Origin of the sequence: Okeania sp. SIO3B5 (assembly GCF_010692555.1) — a bacterium.
GTDB lineage: Bacteria > Cyanobacteriota > Cyanobacteriia > Cyanobacteriales > Microcoleaceae > Okeania.
In genome coordinates, this window is the sequence record NZ_JAAHHG010000019.1 from 1 (window position 1) to 22,648 (window position 22,648).

The 22,648-nt window shown below is 36.2% G+C and carries 19 protein-coding genes and 1 pseudogene; 4 read left to right on the forward strand and 16 right to left on the reverse strand.

What is annotated here, in order from left to right; translation table 11 throughout:
* The first annotated feature begins 295 nt into the window (after positions 1 to 295).
* Entirely contained in the window at positions 296 to 808 is a 513-nt protein-coding gene (locus F6K54_RS04250; RefSeq protein ID WP_293074933.1) for a transcriptional repressor, read from the forward strand.
* Between the two features lie 578 nt (positions 809 to 1,386).
* On the opposite strand, the gene F6K54_RS04255 is transcribed toward F6K54_RS04250, so the two are convergent.
* From F6K54_RS04255 to F6K54_RS04305, 11 genes are all read right to left on the reverse strand, one after another.
* Positions 1,387 to 2,835, reverse strand: coding sequence for a peptidoglycan-binding protein (locus tag F6K54_RS04255; protein WP_293074936.1), 1,449 nt, complete (start codon positions 2,833 to 2,835; stop codon positions 1,387 to 1,389).
* Positions 2,836 to 3,793: 958 nt separating this feature from the next.
* Positions 3,794 to 3,970, reverse strand: coding sequence for a hypothetical protein (locus tag F6K54_RS04260; protein ID WP_202220239.1), 177 nt, complete (start codon positions 3,968 to 3,970; stop codon positions 3,794 to 3,796).
* A gap of 433 nt (positions 3,971 to 4,403) precedes the next feature.
* Entirely contained in the window at positions 4,404 to 4,832 is a 429-nt protein-coding gene (locus F6K54_RS04265) for an SH3 domain-containing protein (protein ID WP_293074946.1), read from the reverse strand.
* 308 nt (positions 4,833 to 5,140) lie between these two features.
* Positions 5,141 to 6,640: an AAA family ATPase gene (locus tag F6K54_RS04270; RefSeq protein ID WP_293074949.1), complete on the reverse strand. Its 1,500-nt coding sequence runs from the start codon at positions 6,638 to 6,640 to the stop codon at positions 5,141 to 5,143.
* A 242-nt stretch (positions 6,641 to 6,882) separates the two neighbouring features.
* Complete coding sequence (locus F6K54_RS04275; protein WP_293074952.1) at positions 6,883 to 7,398, reverse strand: DUF177 domain-containing protein; 516 nt, start codon at positions 7,396 to 7,398, stop codon at positions 6,883 to 6,885.
* A 131-nt stretch (positions 7,399 to 7,529) separates the two neighbouring features.
* Complete coding sequence (locus F6K54_RS04280; RefSeq protein WP_287273987.1) at positions 7,530 to 8,030, reverse strand: R3H domain-containing nucleic acid-binding protein; 501 nt, start codon at positions 8,028 to 8,030, stop codon at positions 7,530 to 7,532.
* Positions 8,030 to 9,178: a membrane protein insertase YidC gene (gene yidC, locus F6K54_RS04285; RefSeq protein ID WP_293074958.1), complete on the reverse strand. Its 1,149-nt coding sequence runs from the start codon at positions 9,176 to 9,178 to the stop codon at positions 8,030 to 8,032. The genes F6K54_RS04280 and yidC overlap by 1 nt, the downstream gene beginning before the upstream one ends.
* Before the next feature lie 192 nt (positions 9,179 to 9,370).
* Positions 9,371 to 9,760 carry a PH domain-containing protein gene (locus F6K54_RS04290; protein ID WP_287273983.1) on the reverse strand — a complete coding sequence of 130 codons (390 nt, stop codon included), beginning with the start codon at positions 9,758 to 9,760 and terminating at the stop codon, positions 9,371 to 9,373.
* Complete coding sequence (gene rnpA, locus F6K54_RS04295; RefSeq protein ID WP_293074961.1) at positions 9,732 to 10,139, reverse strand: ribonuclease P protein component; 408 nt, start codon at positions 10,137 to 10,139, stop codon at positions 9,732 to 9,734. Before rnpA ends, F6K54_RS04290 begins: the two co-directional genes overlap by 29 nt.
* A 164-nt stretch (positions 10,140 to 10,303) precedes the next feature.
* On the reverse strand, positions 10,304 to 10,444 hold the full coding sequence (rpmH, locus tag F6K54_RS04300; RefSeq protein ID WP_293074964.1) for a 50S ribosomal protein L34: 141 nt from the start codon (positions 10,442 to 10,444) through the stop codon (positions 10,304 to 10,306).
* 120 nt (positions 10,445 to 10,564) lie between these two features.
* Positions 10,565 to 11,092, reverse strand: a complete 528-nt coding sequence (locus tag F6K54_RS04305) for a DUF2808 domain-containing protein (protein ID WP_293074967.1) — start codon at positions 11,090 to 11,092, stop codon at positions 10,565 to 10,567.
* A gap of 1,018 nt (positions 11,093 to 12,110) precedes the next feature.
* Here F6K54_RS04305 and F6K54_RS04310 point away from each other — a divergent pair.
* Positions 12,111 to 13,118: a methyltransferase gene (locus F6K54_RS04310; protein WP_293074970.1), complete on the forward strand. Its 1,008-nt coding sequence runs from the start codon at positions 12,111 to 12,113 to the stop codon at positions 13,116 to 13,118.
* 375 nt (positions 13,119 to 13,493) lie between these two features.
* Positions 13,494 to 13,988, forward strand: a complete 495-nt coding sequence (locus tag F6K54_RS04315; RefSeq protein ID WP_293074973.1) for a hypothetical protein — start codon at positions 13,494 to 13,496, stop codon at positions 13,986 to 13,988.
* A gap of 550 nt (positions 13,989 to 14,538) precedes the next feature.
* On the opposite strand, the pseudogene F6K54_RS04320 reads toward F6K54_RS04315, so the two are convergent.
* A pseudogene (locus F6K54_RS04320) lies at positions 14,539 to 14,805 on the reverse strand (Uma2 family endonuclease); the annotation flags it as partial.
* A gap of 31 nt (positions 14,806 to 14,836) precedes the next feature.
* On the opposite strand from F6K54_RS04320, the gene F6K54_RS04325 reads away from it, so the two are divergent.
* Positions 14,837 to 15,091 carry a hypothetical protein gene (locus F6K54_RS04325; RefSeq protein WP_293074975.1) on the forward strand — a complete coding sequence of 85 codons (255 nt, stop codon included), beginning with the start codon at positions 14,837 to 14,839 and terminating at the stop codon, positions 15,089 to 15,091.
* A gap of 85 nt (positions 15,092 to 15,176) precedes the next feature.
* On the opposite strand, the gene F6K54_RS04330 is transcribed toward F6K54_RS04325, so the two are convergent.
* From F6K54_RS04330 to F6K54_RS04345, 4 genes are all read right to left on the reverse strand, one after another.
* Positions 15,177 to 15,767: a hypothetical protein gene (locus tag F6K54_RS04330; protein ID WP_293074978.1), complete on the reverse strand. Its 591-nt coding sequence runs from the start codon at positions 15,765 to 15,767 to the stop codon at positions 15,177 to 15,179.
* A gap of 569 nt (positions 15,768 to 16,336) precedes the next feature.
* Complete coding sequence (locus F6K54_RS04335; protein ID WP_293074981.1) at positions 16,337 to 17,470, reverse strand: type II secretion system F family protein; 1,134 nt, start codon at positions 17,468 to 17,470, stop codon at positions 16,337 to 16,339.
* A gap of 782 nt (positions 17,471 to 18,252) precedes the next feature.
* Entirely contained in the window at positions 18,253 to 19,359 is a 1,107-nt protein-coding gene (locus tag F6K54_RS04340) for a type IV pilus twitching motility protein PilT (RefSeq protein ID WP_293074984.1), read from the reverse strand.
* 363 nt (positions 19,360 to 19,722) lie between these two features.
* On the reverse strand, positions 19,723 to 21,891 hold the full coding sequence (locus tag F6K54_RS04345) for a GspE/PulE family protein (protein WP_293074987.1): 2,169 nt from the start codon (positions 21,889 to 21,891) through the stop codon (positions 19,723 to 19,725).
* Between the last annotated feature and the right edge of the window lie 757 nt (positions 21,892 to 22,648).

The following is a 22,648-nucleotide window of genomic DNA, read 5'->3' on the forward strand; positions in this document are numbered from 1 at the left end:
CTCCCCATCTCCCCATTCACTAAAGTCAAAAGTCAAAAGTTAAAAGTTAAAAGTTAAAAGTGATACTTTATATCAAATCCATCTCCCCATCTCCCCATCTCCCCATCTCCCCATCTCCCCATCTCCCCATCTCCCCATCTCCCCATCTCCCCATCTCCCCATCTCCCCATCTCCCCATGATCTCCAGCACAGCAAAATTTTAGTAGAGAAGCCAATTTTCAATAACATCTTTTTTTGACAATCGTTTAGTTATTGTGTATGATTATCAATAGGCATACATTTTTGATAAAATACCGTGGCCCTTTATACACCATCTTCATTTAAAGCAGAACTAAATGACAAAGGTTGGCGAATGACTCCCCAACGGGAGACCATTTTGCACGTTTTTCAAAATCTTCCTAAAGGCAATCATCTGAGTGCCGAGGATCTTTATAATATGCTACAAAATCGGGGTGAAAGAATTAGCCTCTCTACCATTTACAGAACTTTAAAGTTAATGGCAAGGATGGGAATTCTACGAGAACTAGAACTAGCGGAGGGACATAAACATTATGAGATAAATCAACCTTATCCTCATCATCACCACCATCTTGTCTGCGTACAATGTAATAAAACTGTTGAATTTAAGAATGATTCTATTTTAAAAATTGGTCTGAAGCAGACAGAAAAATCTGGGTTACATCTATTAGATTGTCAATTAACTATTCATACAATTTGTTTTGAAGCTCTAAGAATGGGCTGGCCTTCTCTCGTATCTTGTGAATGGTCTTGTCCACGAGCACTTGCAGATGCAGAACAATCTGATTGACATCCTCCCAACTTTGTGCATGGGGCGACAACGTGGGATTCCTAAACCTCGCGGACTAGGACTTTCTGCTTCCTCTTGACAGAGGAGCTGCGCTAACATAGCACCTGCCTCCAAGGCCAAACCTCTTTCTGGTCTTACGGTCGCTCCACAGACTGACACTGCTAGCCCAGCAGCCTTATTTAATACTAACACACTAACCAACGTTGAGATAAAAAACTCTGAATAATAAAATAAACAACCCTACTTAATTTCTAAGTGGGGTAATATCAGTTATCAGTTATCAGTTGTAAATAATTAGGGCTTGCTGATTAAATCTAAAAGCATTGACATACAAAGACTTTAGACTTTTATGGTCTGAAATACCTTGGTTTTCAGCTCTTCACGCTCAAAAAGTTAGTATTTTAGGCGCATAGTTGGGCAGAAAAATCGTTCTTACAATTCTTACCCCTACCTCTTCTAAATTCCTATTTCTCCTGTTTCCTGTCTTCCCCTCCCCTCCACCGGAGGGGGAGGGGCGAGGGGTGGGTTGTCTCCTGTCTCCTACCCCTACTAAAAAACTTTCCATACGCAAACCCTAATTAGTTTTCAATATCTTTAGCACTTAAGCCATAACGCATTTGAGCTTTCGCCACTGCTGCTCTTGTTTGTGAGTTGTAAACACCATTCAATGGACCAAAATAAAGTCCCTGTACCCGAAGTCTCTTTTGTAGTTCTAAAACATTTGCTGTACTACCGATATAAGTAGCTCGGTGATGGGAATTACTGGGAGCGATCGCAGTAGGGTGTCTTAGAGCTTGTAATGTATTTCTTGTAGCTATTCCATTGGCGTTTGTTCCCACATCTTGCTGAAAACATTTTACAGCAAACTCAGTCCCTGGTCCAAAGACACCATCAACGATACCAGGATAATAACCCAATCTTGTTAATAAAATCTGGAGTTGTTTTACAGCCAAACCTCGATCGCCCCTTCTGAGGACACTTGAGTAAGAGTATTGCCTAGCAGTGTAGTTTTCCCTGGAATAAGACACAGGACCTGGGGGCAGAACTTGACTAGGATTAAATAGAAATGCTTGAGTTGTTGGTCCTACTATACCTGTAGGAGTAATTCTATTTATTTTTTGAAATTCAATGACTGCTATCTCAGTACTTCGATCAAAATAGTTAGTTATTTGTCCTTGATAATAACCTAAACTTTTTAAACGTTGTTGTAATCTTCCTATCTCTAGACCTGTTTCTCCAGGTCGAAGAAATACTCTCTCCACAGGAACAGGTCTAATACCAAACAAATATTCTCTAGTGGTAATACCTACCTGACCTGTAGGCGTAATTCTGTGAGCATTTTGAAATCTGATAACTGCAGTTCTAGTATTTTGGTCATAAATACTATTGATGGGACCTCTGTAAAACCCTAGTTCTGCTAACCTTCTTTGAATAATTGCTACTTGAGGGCTAACTTGTCCAAAATATAATACTCTTGTTGAAGAATTTAATAGGGAAGAATTAATTTGCTTAGACCTATTACCTGCAAATAGTAATGACCAAGTAGTAGGTTCAATTTGCCCTGTAGCTGCAATACCCTTGTCTTCCTGGAATTGTCTTACAGCTCTTTCTGTAATAGGACCATAATAACCAGTTAGATTGGCATAAAAATAGCCTAACTCTCTCAGTTTTCTTTGAACTGCAGTCACTGTTGTGGCTTTATCTCCACGTCTCAGATAGACTGCACTATTAGGGGAAAGAATTGCATTGCTTTCTGGTCTAAAGCTAGAAGTACCAGAAAAAAAAGAGTTTGTTGCTGTTTGTCCTTGGTATGTTTGGCTATTAAAATAACTATTTGTTTCAGGACCAGGAATTTCTGGCCTTCTAGCCCAACTAGAATCAATAATAATTAAATTAATCATCATTATTGATAAAAAGTTTATGTAAGCGAAGCTAGACAGTTTGTTCCAGTTAAGTCCTTCAATAAGTTTGAAGTCTTTGTTTTCTTGATTAGCCAGAAAAACTTCTATATATGCAAGGGATTCCATAAATTTTCCTGGGTGACTTTAAAATTTTAATACTAACAAGCTATATTGATTTCTTTTGTTATCTTAACATAGGTTATACCAATTTCATGTAAAGCTGCACAAAATCATGAAATTGATTACTTGCCTGTTTCAATCTACAGTCATTTCAGTTATCAGTTATCAGTTATCAGTTATCAGTTATCAGTTATCAGTTATCAGTTATCAGTACCTCTGCCTGTTTGCGCAGCATTCCGCAGGAAAGTCAGAGGCTTGAAATATGGAACTTGATTTTCTCTTGGTCGATTGGATATGGCGAGGTCTCCTCGCCATCCCTCGACCGCTTTTTCATTCCCTTGTAGAGCGGTAGCTCGCGGCGCAGCCAAGGGGAGGCTTGAGACCTTATTTTTTGGTCAAAAATAGATTCAAATCTTCAAACAACTTTTCCTATTAACAGGTAAGCATTCAGCTATTAGCTATCAGCTCGAGCGCAATAAAAATGAATGAAGCAAGTACTCGTTTAACTTCTACTACATTTTCAACTATATGGAGATAAATGTAGATGTGGCTCGCGCTTACTGCTTAAGGTTAAGTAATGGGCAATTCTATTACTCATACTTTTAATTCTAAAGCTGATTGCTGATTGCTGACTGCTGAATGCTTACTTTAACAGAGAGGCATTTTTCTCTGCTTGAAAGACTTCTCTATTTTAATTTATGCTTTCTTAGTTCTTAAACAGCTATTAGGGTATCAAATTATTAGTACAATAGCCTACTGTAAAGAACATATACAGGTTAATTTAACAGGACTTACGCAAAGACACTATTTATAGAGTCCACTAACTATTGGACAATAGTTATGGGTACTATATATAGCGTATCTGCGTAAGTCCTATTTAATTTAAACTTTCCTATCTAAAATTCTGTAAGCATTCCGTAGGAAATGCTTACAAAATTCTATCATTTTATTGTATAAAAAATGCTTAAACTAAACCTGCACGGTCAAAAATCAGAGCTACTAAAGCAGCAAAAATAGTTATTCCTAAAGCAGTTAAAGGATGTTGACCTTGACTTACAGCAAAGGAAGTCACTACACCAGCTCCTAAAGCAGCAGTAACAGCAGCAACTAATGGGTCACGGTTTGAACGATTTTTGTACATAATTATTAATCCCAGATAGATTTTTTAAACAATTCATAACTAACAATGTTGTCTCAACCTATCACTGAATTAATAATTAAGATGGGGATTATTCTGATTTTGCAATTAAGATTTAGATTTCTCTAAATTTCTTAACAAATCAGTAAGCATTCAGCAGTTAGCCATCAGCTATCAGCTATTACTTTTAATTTAGGATAAAAGCTTTATTAATTGTCTTACTACAAAAGTTGCTTCCCTTGCCATTAAAGTCAGTTGTGAATTTAAACACTGTCCTTAAAAAGATAATCTTGTTGCTGTTAACGCAGTTCCTCCGCAGGAGGCTAGCTGACAGATAATAGCTGTTTACGCAGCATTCCGCAGGAAATGCTTACACAAATCAAAACTATTAACTATGGAGTATTTTTAATATCTGAACTTCGTCTAAATAGAGAATCTACTCCAATTTTTCAGTATTACCACCTGATACCCATCCTGTACGATTACTCCCATCATCCACTCGAACCTTTTGCCATCTTTTATCTGAACTTTCTTCCAAAACTATAACTTTCTCTTTATAAGAAATACCACCAATACGATTAGCATCTCTACTAGGAGTATCCCGTAAAATCAAACCAATAGGCTCAACTACAATAGCTCTGTAAGCTCCAGGATCTAATTGATTAGATAAATTTGTATTTGTAGTTCCTGAAGAAGAAGTACTTACTTTTTGGGCGATAGGTTTTTCATTAGTAAATATTGGTTTTTCAGGCATTTTCGTTAGTTTTGCTGCAAAGTAGAGAACTGCTGCTGCACTAGCACCAGCCAGCAATAGTATTGCTAAAATAAACCCTACTAAAAATTTGAAGAAGCTATAAAAATTCATAGTTTTATGGCGTTATGCGCTAGGGAATAGGGAACAGGGAATAGGGAATAGGGAATAGGGAATAGGGAATAGGGAATAGGGAATAGGGAATAGGGAACAGGGAACAGGGAAAGAAAAATATAATAAAAAAGATTGAATTTTTTGATTTTATGGAATATACATTATAACTAATAATTTACCTAACACCTAACACCTAAAAGTTATTTGTAGGAAACATTTATCAATTTGGTATAAATATTTTATTCTTCCTTCTTCCTTCTTCCTTCTTCCTTCTTCCTTCTTCCTTCTTCCTTCTTTCTTCTGCTAAACTAAAAATTACCTTTTAAGCCACTATATCTAGAAGCAAGACGTGCTTTACCTGCTGCTGCCCAATCTTGTAAAAACTTAATTTGTTCCTCTGCAGTTCTAGCTAGAGGGATAATTTGACTAGCAGACTCTAAAATATCCTCAGTAGTAAACTCACGATTTTGACTAAATCCAATGTGCATAGCTTCAATTAAAGATTGTTCTATTTCTGCACCAGAAAAATCTGGAGTTTCATAAGCTAAACGACTTATATCATAATTTTTGAGATTGTGAGGTCTTAGCCGAGATAAATGTACCTCAAAAATAGCTGTTCTTTCTTCTTGGTTAGGCAAACCAACAAAAAATATTTCATCAAACCTCCCTTTTCGTAATATCTCAGGCGGTAAAGATTGAATATTATTAGCAGTAGCTACCACAAATACAGGAGAAGTTTTCTCCGCTAACCAAGTAATAAATGTACCAAAAACTCGACTGGTAGTACCAGCATCTCCCTGACTTTTCAATCCTGCAAAACCTTTATCAATTTCATCGATCCACACAACACAAGGCGCTAAAGCTTCCGCAATAGAAATCATCTGTCGAGTACGAGACTCCGACTCTCCAACCAACCCTCCAAACAAACGTCCCACATCCAAACGTAATAGAGGTAAATGCCAATGATGAGCGATCGCTTTAGCAGTAAGAGATTTACCAGTACCTTGTATTCCTACCAAAAGTAAACCTCTTGGATGAGGTAAACCATATTGTCTCGCCCTTTCAGAAAATGCTCCACCCCGTCGCAATAACCAATCTTTAAGATTATCTAAACCCCCAATATCAGAAATATTTTCACGAGCAGGATAGAAGTCTAATATTTGAGTTTGGCGGATAGTCTGACGTTTTTCTTCTAATATTAAATCAACATCATTAAGCTGTAGTTCTCCATGAGTAGCAATAGCTTTAGCCAGAACTCTTCTAATTCTTTCAATAGATAATCCTTGAGCTGCTCGAACAACTTCATCTAATAAACGTTTGTCTAAAGATTGACTCATTGCCATTAATAGACGTTCTACCTCTTGGGCAATTTCTTGACTATTTGGCAGTGGGAATTCTATGATTGTGATAACTTCAGTTAAATCTTCTGGAACAGATATTTGAGGGGCAAGAATAACTATATTTTTAGGTTGAGATTTTAACTTTTTTGCCAAATTTCGTAGTTTTCTCGAAATAGAAATATCTTCCAAAAATCTTTGAAAATCACGCAAAATAAAAATTGCCGGAGCAGATTCTGGTAACTTTTCCACCAGTTCCAAACCTTGGAGAGGATTTCTTTTTCCCCATCCTGTATCATTAGGATTGTTTTGATATCCTTCAACAAAATCCCATATATAAACTGCTCTATTACCTTGTTTTTTTGCTGATTCAGTAATTGTAATTTCTACTCGTTCTTCTTCTCTAGTCTGGATATAAATTATTGAGTAGCGCGAGCGTAATAGCAGTTCAAACTCTTCTTGAAAACTCATAATATTTTTTTGTTATATAGAATCCAGTTATATAGTATATGTTGATAATTCTATAATTACTTCAATATTCAATTTACCGAATAATTAAGGTTTAAAGCCTCTCCTTTAAAGGATAAACAAGCAAACATTTTCCTTTGAGTCAATCCTATCCTTGATCAAGAAGAGGTAATTATTAATTATTAATTATTAATTATTATTTATTAATTATTAATTATTAATTATTATTTATTAATTATTAATTATTAATTATTATTTATATTCAGTTGTTTCTTAATAGATTCTAAACCAGCCCATCGTCGGTCTATAATTGATGAGGAGCCATTTATTTCAGATAATTTAATTCCCTGGCAATTTTTATCGCATAACTTTCTAGGAGGAACTGCCAAACACAACTGTTCGTATATCCATTCTTTAGGGTTAAAATATCCATGTGGGGGTAAAGTTTCTACCAAATCTTCCACAGAGTTTTCTACTTCTATATAAAATAAATCTTTTTGCTCTTTAATTTCTTTGAGCCAAATTAATTCTTTTGGGTTAATCAGTAATTTATAGTTGTACTGGTTTAAACATCGATCGCAAGTGAGAGTAATAATTGTTTCGACTTTTCCTTTAACTTCCAGATAATTTCCATGATGAGTTACTTGTAAATAGCCCCTAACTGGAGTCAGTGTTTCCAAGTCTGATATAAATTCCTCAAACTTAATAGCCTCAGTCTGTTCAGTTTTTTTCAGTAGACTGGGAATATGTATTACTTCCATCTTCTCTTCACCTCACTTATTCCATACCAGCGATTCAGAATTCTGAGTATAGAATTCTGAATTGGCTTTACCTAACTAATGATTTTAATCTCAATAACTCATTCTTTTCTCCAAATATTTTCTATTGGTCATTAGCTTCTAATTTTTACTACTAAACGGCGGTCTGGTTCCTGTCCATGACTGTAAGTTTCTAAATCTTCACAGTCTTGAAGCATAGTATGTATTTGACGACGTTCGGCAGAAGATAGAGATGTTAACTCATGTTCTTCACCAGTCAAACGTACTTTTTTGGCTGCATACTCTGCTATTAATAGGAGTTCTTCTTGACGGCGAACTCGATAACCGGCTATTTCCACAGTGTAGGACAAATGCTGTTCTGAATCATGAGCTATATTCAGAATTGTATTAACAAGATACTGAATTGCATCAATTGCTTTACCATCAAATCCTACTAGAATAGAAACTTGTTCTGGTGTCAGATTTGTCTCATCTATGATTAACCAATAGCCGTCTTCTTGTTGTTGACCTGTGACTTTTGCTGGAATTTCTGCTAAAATTAGCAGTTTCTCTAGCCATTGCTTTCCTTGGTCTAATCCTTGTTCTATATAATAACTATCGTTCATTACTAGCATTAAGCTTTCTTCTTAGAACGTCCTGGTTCAAAGGGTAATGCTTCTCTTCCCTTTCCTGTTTTTGTTGTTTTTGGCTGTGACTCTTCTACTAATTTCTGTAGGTTCTCAGGTAATGGTTCCTTTGATAAAATAAAAGCCTGAACCGTTTGAAATATGTTAGCTATGAGCATATAAAGTAACACACCTGCCGGTAAAGGAGTAAACAGAAATATTCCTGAAAACAAAAAGGGAGTGATTTTGTTAATTGAGTCTTGATTAGGATTAGCATTGTTAGCCCCTGGTCCTTTACCTGATATTGTCTGACTAGCATAGATACTAACTCCAAAACCAATCACCATAATTAATATATCCCAGTGAATCTTCCCATTTTCATCAAAGGCACCTACACGACCTAGAGCTTTAATAAATAGAAATCCTTTATTTGCTGCAATTCCTGGGATAGTACCTTGAATTGTAGCATCCCCTGGTTGTAAAGCTACTAAGTTACCGTCTCCATCGATTTGAACTCTTTCTGAACCTTTAGTTATAGTCCATGTAGGTTTAACTTCGGTTTGATTATATTCCTGTTTCAGAGTTTCTAGAGATTTACCTTCTACTGTTTGAAATTCGACGTGAGTCTTATCTCCAACAACTAACTTATTACCACTAGGCATCAAGGCCAAAATAGGAAAGTGGACACCATCATTAACGTATATATTTTGAGGTGAAGTTGTATAAGCTTGTGGTTGAATTCTCTCTAGTTGTTCTTGAGGAAATATTTGTATATCTACAGTGTAGTTAATATTAGTAAAGGGCGATCCACGCAGAGTTGCAAATAAGGCAAACAGTATAGGCATTTGAAATAGCAGTGGTAAACATCCTGCCAATGGATTAAACTCTTTCATCAGTTTACCCATTTCTTCCTGCTGTTTTTGTGGATCGTCTTTATAGCGTTTTTGAATCTCCTCTTGTCGCTTTTTCATCAAAGGTTGCGTCACTTTCATTTTACGCATATTCCTAATTGAACCCGCATTTAACGGATAGAGACTTGCGCGAATTACAAGAGTTAAAGCTACGATCGCTAGACCATAACTGGGTACGATCCCGTAGAAAAAATCTAGGATCGGCAGCATTATATTGTTGGAAAGAAACCCTATACCAAAATCCATTATTTTATGTCAACCTTGGGGCTGGTGATATTTCTAATTTCGACTATTTTTAATTTTTGATTACTATATAATATAGGTATCTAGTTCAATAACTATAAATTAGTCATTTATAAGAACTTTTACTAGGTCGATATTATATTAGTAGCTAATTGAAAGAAAAATTAGCTTTGAAAAATAATAGTTAAATAACTATCAATTAGTAGGACTATTAGTTTTTTGAGCCTTTGCAGTCATCTTTTCAGTTATGTAAGATTCAATTTCTCTAAATCTTGGTATTGCCCTGAGTTCTAAACGAGTACCATTTCTGAGAGTAACTACCAAGTCCCCCCAAGCTCCTAATCCTCTGGGGACTTTTGCTATTTTGACAATTTCTGAGTAAACAATATCTGTTCTATCTTGTCCCATCCAGCCTCCAATCACGGAAACTCGGCGATTAGTAATCCTATAGCGTAGCCATAAAGCCCTAACAATAGCAGCAACAGTTAAAGGTAGGCCAATAATTGTTAAACCAATAAATAAGTTAAGAATTAAATCTCCTATATGGGGACCACCTTCATAAAAGGCTTCCTCTCGAATACCCATTCAACACCTCCACTTGTGTCAATAACTCTTCTAATTGTTGCAGAAATTGAGAATAATTGCACTGTTGAGCTGTTGGTTTAACTACAATGACTATATCCCATCCTTTGGAGATAAATGGTAACATTTGACGTAAAGCTGCTCTAATTTGGCGTTTAATTCGATTTCTGACTACTGCTCCTTTGCTCACTTTTTTGCTAATAGTAATACCTATCCTAGTAGGTCGCAGAGATTCTAAATTATCTGCACTTTGAGGTAACTTAGGCTCTTGCCGATGACGCAGAGCCTTTAATGACAAATAAGAAGTATTCTTGCGAATTCCTTTTTGATATACAGCACCAAAATCTTTATAATGACGCAGCCTGTTTTCGATAGGCAACATAGTGATATGATCTAAAATTTGTCTATAATCATCAGGATTATTTCTAGTGCTGCTACGCGGAAGTCAAAAGTCAAAAGTCAAAAGTCAAAAGCATTGAGTGGTAAGGCTTTTAGGATTTTGTAACTGGTTAGTTATTTCTGTCATCCTCCACTAATTTTCTTTTTCTAATAGACTGCTAGACGCTCCCTCCCTTTTTGCCGACGTGCTTTAATTACTGCTCGGCCATTTTTAGTACGCATTCTTGTTCTAAAGCCAGATACTCTTCTTCTTTTTCTACTGGTACCATGTAAAGTCCTTTGAGTCATTTTTTCTACTCCTTAGCCACTAATCTAATCACAATTTAAAGTCACAATCTCCAATAGTAGCACATTTATTACATTAAGTAAAACTTGGTAAATCTATCGTCTATTTCTCAGTCAAATGTTCTATTCTATGGTCAAAAGCCATGTACCAATATAACGCAGTAAAGGTACATCACCAGGAGTCCTAATATTGGCATTAAAGTGATACATTCCACCAAATCTGGGATTTCTGACATTGCTGAAAACTACTTCAATTTTATTACCCGCAGGAATAGGTTCAACAGGGTAAATTTCTACAAAATTATTTTCTTTGTCCCATACTATTTCATCAATAGGTATTGATTCTGGTTTTTCTGAATTTCCTCCTCCAACACGAATTTCTATTTTCTTAGTATCAAATGAACCTTTGTAGTAATTGGGATAAAAAATTGATAACTGGGCAACTGCTAAATTTAATTTGTTTGCTGGTATCCGCAGTCGATAACGATCCCAAGTCCCGGACCTACCAGAATCTAAACGGAAGTTTAACTGATTTTTTCGATCTGGGCCACCAAATAATGTAAATCCTGGCATCCCTTGAGCCAAGCTAGCAATTGGGAGACCTGTTAATAAGCAACTACTAACTAGCAAAGTAGAAAGTATACGTTTCATAAAATTTCCTCTAACTTGAAAATCTCTTCACTAAAACTTTATCAAGATTTTATAAATACAGCACAGAATTTTTAAATTTGAAGAGAGAATATTCTTCAAGAATTTAGAATTTAGAATGCGCGAATTTAGAATTACCTCTTTTTATAAATTAATACCAATTTGAAAAAAGAATGCTACAAAAAGGTAGATATCTATCAGATATGCTTAAAAATAGCTTCTCCAGTTCATTTTAGATAGTTATATCTATCTTTTTTCCCTTTTTTTCAATATTTCTTCCTTCTTCCTTCTTCCCTCTTCCTTCTTTCTTACTTCTACCATTTGTAACAAACATTTATCAAATTGGTATAAGAGGATTGGAGCAAAGGTTTTTTTTCTTTTTTCTCCATGAATGGAGAAGCTTTATACCTGAATTTTTCGGTAAAGTAATAGCTCTATAAGAATTTAGAATTTAGAATGCGCGAATTTAGAATTACCTCTTTTTATAAATTAAGAGCATTGGAGCAAAGGTTTTTTTCTTTTTTCTCCATGAATAGAGAAGCTTTATACCTGAACTTTTCGGTAAAGTAATAGCTCTATAAGAATTTAGAATTTAGAATGCGCGAATTTAGAATTACCTCTTCTTATAAATTAAGAGCATTGGAGCAAAGGTTTTTTTTCTTTTTTCTCCATGAATGGAGAAGCTTTATACCTGAATTTTTTGGTAAAGTAATAACTCTATAAGAATTTAGAATTTAGAATGCGCGAATTTAGAATTACCTCTTCTTATAAATTAAGAGCATTGGAGCAAAGGATTTTTTTTTCTTTATGTCGCAATTTACTAACTAACTATATGAAAAATTGCGACTAATTTTTTTCTCAACCCTTATAGAAAAATTTGAGCATAATTTCCCCTTTTTTTGTTTCCTATTCCCTTTTTTTTAGTATTTCATAAAAATGCCTTGCTGTGGTAACTAAATAGGTTGATATAGTCTTGTAAAATAGTTGATATTCACTCACTATCTGTTACTATATATATTCAATGCCATCTCCAACAACTCTACTAGAGGCAATTCGAGGTTACCGTATTTCACAGTGTATTTATATTGCTGCCAAACTCGGAATTGCCGATCTGCTCAAAGATGGAGAACAACACTGTGATGTTTTGGCCACTGTCACTAATACCAACAAGGATGCAATTTATCGATTGTTAAGAGCTTTAGCCAGTGTCGGCATTTTTGCAGAAACTCAGCCTCACTATTTTCAGCTAACTCCACTAGCAGCATATTTGCAAAGTGATGTTCCTAACTCCTTAAAAGCCTATGCAATCATGTTAGGAGAAGAACATTATCAAGCCTGGGGAAGTATAATGTATAGCATACAGACAGGAGAGAACGCTTTTGAGAACTTGTATGGGATGAATTTTTACGAGTTCTTCAAGCAAAACTCAGCCTCAGCAAAAACTTTCGATCAGGCGATGACAGATCTTTCAGGAGTTGTAAATGTTAGTATTTTAGCTGCTTACAATTTTTCATCTATTGGTAAATTGGTTGATGTAGGTGGTGGTAATGGCAAACTGCTATCTTCTATTCTTGAAGCTTACCCTACTATGACTGGGGTGTTGTTCGATCAACCCGATGTCATTGACAGAGCCTCTGATTTACTCAAAACAATAGGACTGAGCAATAGCCTTCAACTAGCAAAAGGTGATTTCTTTAAGACAGTGCCAGTAGGGGGAGATGCTTATATGCTAAAACATATCATTCATAACTGGGGTGATGAAGAGGCGATCGCTATTCTCCAGAACTGTTATCAAGCAATGAGAGATCGAGGAGTACTATTACTGATGGAGATAGTAATACCTCCAGGAAATGAGCCTTGCACAGGTAAATTTATGGATATAAATATGTTAACAATATGTCCTGGTGGGCGGGAGCGAACTGAGACTGAATATAGAAATTTATTGAAAAAGGCGGGCTTCAAACTCACTAAAATAGTTCCAACAGAATCAGAAATCAGCATAATTGAAGCCGTGAAAAATCAAATATAAACAACTCAATTAAATGTAAAATAGACACCTCCAGGAATTAAGTTTTAGCTCTTGAATTACAAATATTTGAAATTAATTTTTGAAGATATCTAATAATAAAAAAAAATCAGGATAATCACTAAATCAATAATATATTATATAATATTTTGGATTTTACTGCGTTGATTGCCAGTCTTGCTGCTGCTAAAAAATTATTTTTATTTAAAAATGACTGCGGGCAGTAGTAGGCTCTAATAATACAAATAAATTTGAAGAATTCCTTCTTGACAGATACATTTAGAGCTGCTACTATCTTTCACATAATTCAGGACTTACAAAAAACATAATCTATGGATGGTTTATGTAAGTTTATTGTTTTTCCAGGAAAAATAAAATATGAGTAACGAAAATTCTTTAATAGCTTCCCGTTGGTATGTAAAAGAACAATGGGGTTGGTCTTATGATACTTACATCAGCGATGAAGATGCATTAGACTATTTAAAGGCATTGTTAATTTGTACCAAAGGTGACGACATCATTAGCGAACCAGAGCGAGAGTATGTAATCGGTTTTGCTGCTTGCCGAGAATTGCCTTCGTCTGTGATTGAGGCAGCGAGTGCGTATGATGCGAACGAAGATATTGTAGACATAATGTGCCGTAGTTCAATAGTACAAAAAGCGAAAAAAGGCATGATCTATTGGGCAATAAAAGCCTGTTCTGCTGATGCAGAATATAATAATCAAGAAAAAGCGGCAGTTCGGTATATGGCTGGTTTAATGGGAGTTTCCGAGCAGATTGTAGAAGAAATTGAGGCAGTAATTATTGAAGAACAGAAACTGAAGGAGAAACGAAACGCTCTAGTTTATGATAGCACAGTCTTGTGGGAGTAGCTATAGCTAAATAAGAAAATATGGCGTTGCATATTATTTTGGGATAAGTGTATCCTAATTAGGGTTTGCTGAAAAAGTCTTTTAGTAGGGGTAGGAGACAGCTATACTGGAGACAGGAGACAGGAGGAACGGGGAATTATAGAGGAAGTAGGAGTAAGAATTTTCCCTTTATTTTTCTGCCATAGTCAGCCCAAAATACTAGCTTTTTGAGCGTTTTCAACTGAAACAGGCGCACTTTTTTAGGCCCTAANCTCTTTTTCCTCCTCTTTATTCTTTCTTCTTGCTTCTTTCTTCTTCTTTGTTCCCTCCTGACTCCTGACTCCTGACTCCTGACTCCTCCGTCGTTTATTTATAAGTATTCAACCGGACATGATATTATAGAGAAGGTTGTTCATAAAAGGCAAACTAAGGACAGAAAAATTGAGGAACAATTCTTACTCCTACTTCCTCGCTCATTCCCTGTTTCTCATTACTCCTGACTCCTGACTCCTGACTCCTAACCTTACCATAAAGACTTATTCAGCAAACCCTAATTACCCGAAAAATGATATTAAGCATTTAACAATTCTTCTGCTGTTAAAGACAATTCTGGAAAAGTCAAAGACACAATTTTTTCATTACCTTTAAACTGAGTCATATTATATTGACCTTCCTGATTTAAAATATAAACAAATACACTCGGAAATTTCGGATTTCCCAAATATTTTCTCCCACCAATAGCTAAATAATCAATAATCCAATACTCTAAAATTCCCAAACGTTGATATTCCTCAAATTTATCAACATAATCATCTTCCCAATTAGTAGAAACTACTTCTACAGCTAATTGAGAAGCTAGAAGTTACTTGATGGAAAATCAATGGCTCAGTGATTCTCATATGAAAGGTCTTATTTTTAAAAGAGAAAAAGGAATTAAAATCAAAAAACACAAATTTGTATTAAGTCTCACTGAAGAATCTCAGAAAAATCTAAAAGTAGCGTTTTCTTTAAACCTTCCCAAAAACCCAAGTATTCCAATAGTTGGAAAATTGAACGCTAATCTTGAGCAAACAAAAAAAGAGACATTTGATTTCTCCCTAAAAATTAATGTAGAGTTTTGGTAATAAGAGCAGGTTTAGTTATCAAAATGATAATTCCATATTTACCCTTTATAAAAACCTACTCGAACCAGAAAATTTTTCTAATAATTTAACCATCATTAATTCCATCATCCATCTGAGATAACATTGACTGTATCTCAATATTCGACTCCTCAACTTCCATTTCTATCGAATCAAAAGTAGGCTGTACAACGAAAGGTAAAGCTGCTCCTATCAATCCTCTTTTAATCCTTTCTGGAGTCTCTGAAAATAAAACAAATAAAGGATAAACTTCTTCCGCTTCTTGAGAATAAATATGTTTATAATCTTGAGGCATTACCCATTCATATTCCTGATTTAATAAAATCTGAGTTTGTCGCCAACGACTAATTAGATCGGAAAAGTCTTCTTGAGGTCTATAAATAAAAATAAAAATTTCTGCTCCTGTCTTAACCTTCCACTCAGGATCGCACATAAAAATTCCTAAATCGCAAGGCAAATTAACAGTTTCTCCTAACTCATTACCCTGTTTTCTTAACCTAATAATAGGTAGAGGAATAACAACTAAACTCTCTTCTGGACGACGCATACTGGGAAGCATTTCTAAGTATGGTCTATGTTGTTTAAGTAGTGCAATTGTTGCTTGTGAATTACTATATTCTGCTAGTAATGCTTCGTAATCTGATTTTTTTATAACCATAATAATTTTAATTTTTTCTTATATTTAATATCATGTCCGGTAGCATCGGTATTAGACCTCTCTGGAAAAGAGGGAGTAGGGAGTAGGGAGTAGGGAGTAGGGAGTAGGGAGTAGGGAGTAGGGAGTAGGGAGTAGGGACGTTGCATGCAACGTCCGTACAGTAGGGGAAAATAATTGATAATTTATGCACGATAATTGATTGGATTTTTGATTATCGGAGATATCTATTGTGTAGCAAAGGTAGGGAACAGGGAACAGGCAAAAAAGCTTAAGAAAGAGTAAGAAAAAAAACTTAAATTCCCTGTAGATATTCACGCTAACTTTTACACAAACGATACCAACGAACATGATATAACTTATAATTTTCTACTATTTAAAATAGAGCTAATTTATCTATAAAATTAGGAGATAAGTAGGGAATACAAGTTGTTATAGCAGTGGAAGGAAAGGGTGCAGAAGTTCAAAAATTTAAAACTCAGACAACGTAATACTTTTCCTTCTGCCTTCTGCCTTCTTCCTTCTTCCTTCTTCCTTCTGCCTTCTGCCTTCTGCCTTCTGCCTTCTTCCTTCTACAAATCTTCAAATACCTTAAACATAGGTAAATACATAGAAAGCAAAATCGAACCAACCATAGCACCAATAACAACAATCATTAAAGGTTCCAACATACTTGTCAAAGACTTAACAGCTTCCTCAACTTCTTGTTCATAAAAAGCTCCCACCTTCATCAACATCGCATCCAACTCACCAGTTTCCTCTCCAATAGCCATCATTTGAACTGCTAAAGCAGGAAAAACTTGCTTTTCTTGCAGAGCTAAACTAATCATCCCTCCACTTTGAATTTCTTGCCTTGCATACTCAACAGACTCAGCGATCGCCGCATTTCCTGCCACATTTCTCACAATTTCTAGAGACTTCAACATTGGTACACCGGAGCGAGTCAAAGTACCAAAAATCATACAAAAACGAGCCACTGCCGACTTCTCAATAATATCTCCAAAAATAGGAAGTTTCAGAAATATTTTATCAAAAAATAGCCTACCTTGGTCTGTTTTATAAACCATTGTATAAACAACGTAAATAAAAATAATTGTGCCTATTGCCGTTACTTGAGGAATAGGAGGCCAAGTTCTACAAAAAGCACTAATACCTAACATAAACACAGTAAAAGCTGGCAACTCAGTACCAATTTCTTCAAAAATTTTGGCAAAGGTTGGTAATAGAAAAGTTGTCATTCCAAAAAATACTGCCAAAGCAATAAACATAACAGTTTTTGGATAAGACATAGCAGACTTAATTTCACTCAAAGTCTTAGCATTTTTCTCCAACATAACTGCCAGACGTTCAAGCACTTCATCAAGGACACCACCCACCTCTCCAGCAGCTACCATACTAAGAAATAACTCATCAAAACAAGCAGGATGTTTTCTCATTGCTTCTGACAATTCAGTGCCTTCTTCTACTTCTGCACTAATCATTTTCAAAGCATATTTAATCTTATAATTAGAGGTTTGTTCTTTTAATACTTTAAGACATCTAACCATCGGCACGCCGGCATTAAACATCGCAGCAAATTGACGGGCAAAGACAGCTAAATCTTTAACCGTAATTGTAGCGAGGGCGACATTTAATTTTTCTTCAAATTCTTTTAGCCGTTCCTCTAAACCACCTTTCGATTTTTTACTGGCTAAATTGCTAGTCATAGTTTAGTTTCCTCATTTATTTAATCTTGAATAAATTACTATTAGACATCTCCAGAAAAGAGGGATTCATTAATGGATAATGGATAATGGATAATTGATAATTACTTATGGTTAAAACTGCTCTTGATTGAATATAAAGAAATATTATTTCTTCTCTTGGTCGATTAGATATGGTTAGGAAACCCATCCATCCCTCGACCGCTTTTTTCCCCTTAAAAGGGTCGGCTTTAAACCAGAATTATTTAATTATTAATTATTCAGTAAGGAGTAGGGAGTAGGGAGTAGGGGGGAAAGAATTGATGTATATAGTGCAATAATTGATTTAATTTTTTATTACTGAAGATGTCTGTTAGCTTTGGTTGCGTTGTTTTAAGTTGCTGTTGAAAAAGTTTTTAATTACTATGTAGTTTGACTCTGTTTCCAAATCAGACATTAAGCTAAAAAACTTTTTTTATCTACCACCTCTCAAGAAGTTTTTTACATATAGCACTACAAGAATTAGTTCAAACATTGTTCAATTCTGTTTCCTGACAAATTCCGCAGGCAAAAACCCTTTTACAGTTCACTTATTCTCTGTTTCCTGTTTCCTAGCGCGTAGCGCTATAATTACAAGCAAAAGTTTTGCTGAGGAGAAAGGAAAATTGTATGAAATTTTGCTATACTCCTCACTCCTGTACTACCTACAACCTACTTATCAAAAAATTGTGGTTGAAAGCCTCCTCTTTTAAAGGATAGGTAATTGTTAATTATTAATTATTAATTATTAATTATTGAAACAATACCTAACGACGAGCCTTAGCCTTTTCCACCTTACCACCTTTAGGTTCTGGACCAATCAAAGCTTCTAGTTCATCCGGCTTTACCGCTTTAGCCATCACATTCTCCCAAGTAGCCTTTCCTTCTTTATATAGATCGGCAAGAGCCATTTCCATAGTCTGCATACCCAACTTTTTACCCATCTGAATTTGAGAATAAAGTTGAGCATTTTTAGATTCCCGGATTAAGTTAGCGATCGCCGGAGTATTAATCAAAATCTCCTGAGCAGCACAACGACCCCCACCAACTTTTTTCACCAAGTTTTGACTACAAATACAAACAATAGAGTTAGCCAACTGCGCCCTAATTTGAGGTTGTTGTTCTGGTGGAAAAACATCCAACATCCGGTCCACTGTACCAGAGGCCGAATTAGTGTGCAAAGTCCCAAATACCAAGTGACCTGTTTCTGCTGCGGAACTAGCCAAAGCAATAGTTTCCAAGTCCCGCATTTCTCCCACCAGAATAATATCCGGGTCTTGACGAAGTGCCCCTTTCAGAGCATTAGAAAAACTTTTTGTATCTTCTCCTTTTTGCCGTTGATGAAACAAACTCTTAACGTTAGGAAAAACATATTCAATGGGGTCCTCAACAGTGAGAATATGTTCAGCACGGGTACGGTTAATCAAATCTAGCAAAGCCGCCATAGTAGTTGTTTTTCCAGATCCAGTCTGCCCTGTCACTAGAAACATTCCCCTTGGTCGCTCAGTCATCTCCCGTAAAATCATCGGGACTCCAAGCTTATCAGCATTAGGAATTTGAGAAGCCAAAGCACGCATACAAGCTGCCCAACTACCCCGCTCCCGATAAACATTTAAACGGAAACGAGCCAACCCCTTAACACCATAAGCACTATCAAGTTCCCAATTTTGCTCTAAGTGCTTACGCTGCATATTGTTGAGCATTTGGAAAATCAGATTTTGTACTTCCAGTGGCTCAAGATTTTCTCCAAACTGTGGTTGAGCTGTAAGTTGACCACTAATTCTAAAAAAAATAGGAGCGCGAGCTTGGATATGTACATCTGAACCGCCCTGCTCTACAAGGGACTCCAAGACATCCTCAATCATAAAAGACATAATTTAAATCTCCTGAAAAACTTTGTATTTACTTTACTTAAAAAAATTAACAGCCTTCTCCTGACGGATACGCTGCGCGTTACATGTCGCGGAGCGTTAACGTTTGCGGTAGCATTCCGTTAGGAAAGTTGTGCGCTAGCAAAACGACTGGAAGTCAGTAGTCAGTCGGACCGAGTCAGTAGAATTTTTTGGCTTTGCTCATCGGATATGGCTCCGGGCTGGAAGCCTTATGGGGTATAAATCCCCACCTTTGCACAGTGCCTAAAATTTTTTGGGGTTATAAGACAGGAAGTGGCGTGTCGAAAACTATTCATAAGCAATTTATTCTGTCTCCTGTCTCCTGTCTCCTGTCTCCTTCTTCAACTACTCAAAGCGAGGTGTCATGCAATAAGGACAATCTCGCCATTCAGCCTCTAACTCAGCATTACAAGACTTACAAACTAGATTCTGTTTAGCTTGGCGTTTCATTTCTGCCTCCAGACCAGAGTCAGTAAATGTTACCCGCTCCACCTCTTCAAAAGTGGTATGACCTTGTCGCACCAAATTCAAGCTATACTGCAACAAACTAATCATCCCCTCCTCAACTGCTACTTCCTTAATTTGTTCTGTAGGCGCTCTTTGAGTAATTAGAGTTTGTAGTCGCTCTGTAGACTTCATAAATTCATAAACACCCACACGACCTTTGTAACCTAGACCACCACATTTTTTACAAAGCTCCTCTCTTTCTGCCAATATTTTCCGGTCTTCAGGTGGTATAGTGTTTGCTCTGTAGAAAGTATAATCCTGCTCCTGAGAAGGAACTAAACCATAGCGAGTCAACTCCTTTGGTTCAGGAGTATAGGGAACTCGACATTCACTACAAACCCGACGCATTAGACGTTGTGCCAAAACACCCAACAAAGCAGCAGAGACCATAAAAGATTCGACTCCCATCTCATCAAGTCGAGCGATCGCTCCTGCCGCATCATTAGTATGTAGAGTTGTTAAAACTAAGTGTCCAGTTAATGCCGCCTCAATAGCCGTCTTTGCTGTTTCCTTATCCCGTGTTTCACCCACCAGTAGAACATCAGGGTCTTGTCGTAGAAATGCCCGGAGGATATTAGCAAAAGTCAAGTCTTTTTCCCGAATTACCTGACACTGAGTAATTCCAGGCAAAGCATATTCAATGGGGTCTTCCGCCGTACTAATATTAACCCCCGGGTCATTTCGTTCCGCCAAAATAGAATATAGAGAAGTAGACTTACCAGAACCTGTTGGCCCTGTAACCAAAATTAATCCAAATGGACGACTAGCAGTTTCCCTAACTAAAGCCAGAGTATCCTGGTCTGTAATTAACTTACCCAATCCTAGTTGAGTACTAGAGCTGTCCAAAATCCGTAAAACAATCTTTTCGCCATAGCGACTAGGCAAACTATTTACCCGGAAGTCAATAGTACGTCCCTTAAATACTTTACGAATACGACCATCTTGAGCTTGCCGTCGTTCAGCAATGTCTAAGTTAGCGATAATTTTGAAGCGGGAAGTAATAGCCGGGATAACTTTTTTCGGAAACCGAAAATATTCTTGCAATACCCCATCTTTACGCATCCGAATTCTGATAAATTCTTCTTGAGGTTCCACATGAATATCTGATACCCCCTCACTCAGAGCTTTCACCAAAATTACATTAACAGCTTTAATCACAGGAGCATCTTCAGCTTCGGAGATGCTTTGTGCTATGTCCTCTACCGCAGTATCATCATCAGCATCTTCTAAATCTTGATTCTCAAAAAATCCTGACTCCAGCTCTAACTCTTTTTCTTCTGCCTTTTTCGCAGCAACAGCATCCTTTTTCGTTTGTTCGTCTAAGTAGTAGTTAATTAGGTGTTGATAATCTTCTGGAGTAATTACCAGACGCTGTAAAGTTAATCCACGATGTCTGAGAATTTTATTTTTCAGTTCATCTAAAGCTTGGAGGTTATCAGGATCGGCCATTCCTACCATCACAAAAGGTTGCTGGTTTTCATACTCATTCAGCAAATTTGAGGGCAGTGAATCTCCAGTAAACCTTTCTAGTTCCTCAACGAATGTACCTTGTGAGCCAATGCCTTGAGTCAAAACTTTTAACATTTGGTTTTGATCTATTTTACCCGCTTGGACTAACTGATTGGCCAAATGAGTTTCGTGGCTAAATAGTGGTACCATCCGGTTACGACGACAAGTTTCTATAGGAATTACTTTGTCGATTAGATAAGATACTTGTTGTGGTGGAATTTGAGTAATTTCTGGGTCAAAGGCAGCTACACCATGAAAAATCATTAGTTCAAATAGTTGCTGCTTTTTATAATGCCTCAGTAATTCAGCAGGTAAAGGTTGTCCTGTCAGAGCTTCCAGTATCTCTGTCAAAGATTTACCTGATTTACGGCTTTCAACTTGACATTTTTTGAATTGTTCAATGTTGACATAGCCTGCCTGAACCAGTTTGTTCCCAAAAGGAGAAAGATTACTAAGGGCAACTATAGCAGTGCGTGAGTTCCTTGAGGTTTGGGCCATGGCTGATAAATTAAGTTCTCCTAAGTCTAAGTATTCCCTAAGTTTTTGATAAAATTTACACCAGCTTAACAAGTTGTTAACTGAGTTTACTTAATTAAGTATTTCCGGTTTTATGCTTTAATGTTGTGTCTCTAAGTCTTTGAATAGCATTTTTACGTTAATCTAGGGATTGTCTATATTTAAAAGGCCAGTAACTACCATATTACTGTAAAAATATAAGCAGCTTAATTAATCTTGATTAATCTTGAAGAAGGCAGCTATGCTGTTTGCGCAGCATGACCTAGGAAAGGTCTAATTAGTTATGGATAATCCTCGACAAGACGATTTGTGTCTTAATAACCCCAAACAATTTTCAGCACCCCCGTTGACGGAGGGATATTAAACCCACAAATGATCGAGATAAAAATATCGACCAGAAAAATGTTTTGGTTAATATGAAATAATTCGGTATAATATGAAACTAGAGTCAATAAATATCCAGGGACACAATGTTTGCGAAAAACATTAGGCCATATAATTAGGGCAGTCTATTTTTGATGATGATTTATTTTTAAAATCTCATGAAGTACCTCCGAGTAACTGGGATAATACTACAATCTATCTTAGTTTGAAGAAGATACTAACTATATTATAATTATAAACGAATGCTAATAGTTTACCAGTTAAACAAGCTTAACCTTTGCTAGTTTAAAAATATGTAAAAAATCCTTTTTCTTTAACAAAAACTCTGTAATTCCCTAGCGATCGCCATAGTTTT

Excerpts from the sequence above, each read along its gene's own strand:
- yidC (WP_293074958.1), bottom strand. The coding sequence starts at position 9,178 with ATGGATTTTGGTATAGGGTTTCTTTCCAACAATATAATGCTGCCGATC.
- F6K54_RS04315 (WP_293074973.1), top strand. The coding sequence starts at position 13,494 with ATGAGTAACGAAAATTCTTTAATAGCTTCCCGTTGGTATGTAAAAGAA.
- F6K54_RS04280 (WP_287273987.1), bottom strand. The coding sequence starts at position 8,030 with ATGCTAGTAATGAACGATAGTTATTATATAGAACAAGGATTAGACCAA.
- rnpA (WP_293074961.1), bottom strand. The coding sequence starts at position 10,139 with ATGTTGCCTATCGAAAACAGGCTGCGTCATTATAAAGATTTTGGTGCT.
- F6K54_RS04310 (WP_293074970.1), top strand. The coding sequence starts at position 12,111 with ATGCCATCTCCAACAACTCTACTAGAGGCAATTCGAGGTTACCGTATT.
- F6K54_RS04275 (WP_293074952.1), bottom strand. The coding sequence starts at position 7,398 with ATGGAAGTAATACATATTCCCAGTCTACTGAAAAAAACTGAACAGACT.
- F6K54_RS04265 (WP_293074946.1), bottom strand. The coding sequence starts at position 4,832 with ATGAATTTTTATAGCTTCTTCAAATTTTTAGTAGGGTTTATTTTAGCA.
- F6K54_RS04260 (WP_202220239.1), bottom strand. The coding sequence starts at position 3,970 with ATGTACAAAAATCGTTCAAACCGTGACCCATTAGTTGCTGCTGTTACT.
- F6K54_RS04335 (WP_293074981.1), bottom strand. The coding sequence starts at position 17,470 with ATGACTAGCAATTTAGCCAGTAAAAAATCGAAAGGTGGTTTAGAGGAA.
- F6K54_RS04325 (WP_293074975.1), top strand. The coding sequence starts at position 14,837 with ATGGAAAATCAATGGCTCAGTGATTCTCATATGAAAGGTCTTATTTTT.
- rpmH (WP_293074964.1), bottom strand. The coding sequence starts at position 10,444 with ATGACTCAAAGGACTTTACATGGTACCAGTAGAAAAAGAAGAAGAGTA.
- F6K54_RS04305 (WP_293074967.1), bottom strand. The coding sequence starts at position 11,092 with ATGAAACGTATACTTTCTACTTTGCTAGTTAGTAGTTGCTTATTAACA.
- F6K54_RS04270 (WP_293074949.1), bottom strand. The coding sequence starts at position 6,640 with ATGAGTTTTCAAGAAGAGTTTGAACTGCTATTACGCTCGCGCTACTCA.
- F6K54_RS04340 (WP_293074984.1), bottom strand. The coding sequence starts at position 19,359 with ATGTCTTTTATGATTGAGGATGTCTTGGAGTCCCTTGTAGAGCAGGGC.
- F6K54_RS04345 (WP_293074987.1), bottom strand. The coding sequence starts at position 21,891 with ATGGCCCAAACCTCAAGGAACTCACGCACTGCTATAGTTGCCCTTAGT.
- F6K54_RS04255 (WP_293074936.1), bottom strand. The coding sequence starts at position 2,835 with ATGGAATCCCTTGCATATATAGAAGTTTTTCTGGCTAATCAAGAAAAC.
- F6K54_RS04290 (WP_287273983.1), bottom strand. The coding sequence starts at position 9,760 with ATGGGTATTCGAGAGGAAGCCTTTTATGAAGGTGGTCCCCATATAGGA.
- F6K54_RS04330 (WP_293074978.1), bottom strand. The coding sequence starts at position 15,767 with ATGGTTATAAAAAAATCAGATTACGAAGCATTACTAGCAGAATATAGT.